Source organism: Oceanicella sp. SM1341 (assembly GCF_003448965.1).
Classification (GTDB): Bacteria; Pseudomonadota; Alphaproteobacteria; order Rhodobacterales; family Rhodobacteraceae; genus Paroceanicella.
The window spans coordinates 1-1,278 of record NZ_QRGC01000082.1 but is presented as its reverse complement, the minus strand read 5'-3'; the positions used below and the strand labels follow the sequence as shown (position 1 = coordinate 1,278).

Sequence of the window (1,278 nt, the reverse complement as noted above, 5' to 3'; positions counted from 1 at the left end):
GCACCGGATCGACGAACTCCTGCCGTGGAACTTCAAGCCGTCAAGCTGAACTCCGGTGGGGCGCAGACGCCGCTTACGGTTCTGTTTGGTGTTCCAAGGCCCTCGATCTTCCGGGCCGTCATCATGATCAGGCATGTTGTGTTCCTCTTTTTCTAGCACGGCCAACTCAGGGGAGACCGGGAGCCGAAGTGTCGGCGTGCGCACTACGGCGCGCGGCTCAATTTGACCGCGGCGGCATTCCTTCGTTCTCCGCAGCCTGGATCGAAGACTTGTCCTGCGGAGTTCTAGCTTCACGGATGGGTGTCGTGACTTCACGCGCGGCCTCAGACGAACGTTTACCTGAGTAGATTTGCCGAAGCTGCATTGCAGAGACGCCGTCAGCCCGCATAACCAGCTGCACCATCGGGTCGGCCAACATCTCTTCGAGGAAGAATTCTGTGAGTTCTTTCCCGGTGAGTTCGTCTTTTGCGCGGGCCGCATCGAGATCGGCCAGAGAAACCGTCAAGGTTCGTGATAGCCCAGGTTGTGAAGTTCGCGGATGCAGATTTATCAGGACCGAGGCCTTCCAGGCATCGGGGTTGCGGTCATCGGGCGGCGCACTCAGCTCGGTTTCGATGTCATAGGTTCCGGCCGGCAGCATTTCGTCAAAACCCGGGACCGTGAACGGTCTCGAAAAAACCGCAACGCTCTTTAGTTTGGGGTATTCCATCTGCGTCCTCCTTTTTCGGTCAATATGGTGATCTCATTTTCTGCCAGCGGCCTTCCTTTCATTGGAAGAACTGCAGATCCAGAGCCTTGCATCAGAAAGGATCAGAGCCGTACTCGTCGGATGGCCGATCCTCCGAGGCTTCGTCGAGATAGCAGAAGAGCGTTTCGCAGAAGGTGCGCCGAACCGAATGGCAGAGCTTCGAACGGCGCAAAATCGATTCCCCCCGATCTTGGGCGCTCCTGAACGGAAACTCGGGGGCCTGGCACAGATATGGGGATTGGCACCCTAATTTACGATGGCCGGTCACTTGGATTGAGGCCCGATCAGGTCACTTGATCGGTCCAGACCCGGAACTCCAGCAGCGTGTTCGGTCCGAAGGTCTGCGTCAAAGGTACATCGGCTGCATCCCGGCCGCGCGCTATCAGGATCCTCGCGGTGCGCCGTGTGTTGTTGCGCGGATCGAAGACCCACCAGCGACCATCGAGAAAGACTGTAAGCGGCGTCTGCGCCCCACCGGAGTTCAGCTTGACGGCTTGAAGTTCCACGGCAGGAGTTCGTCGATCCGGTGC

The 1,278-nt window shown here is 58.3% G+C and carries 1 protein-coding gene and 1 pseudogene; both read right to left on the bottom strand.

Annotation, left to right across the window (positions count from 1 at the left end):
- Positions 1-217: 217 nt before the first annotated feature.
- Positions 218-709 carry a hypothetical protein gene (locus tag D3P35_RS25775; RefSeq protein ID WP_043870061.1) on the bottom strand — a complete coding sequence of 164 codons (492 nt, stop codon included), beginning with the start codon at positions 707-709 and terminating at the stop codon, positions 218-220.
- A gap of 323 nt (positions 710-1,032) precedes the next feature.
- Positions 1,033-1,278 (bottom strand): annotated as a pseudogene (locus tag D3P35_RS25770) (hypothetical protein); the annotation flags it as partial.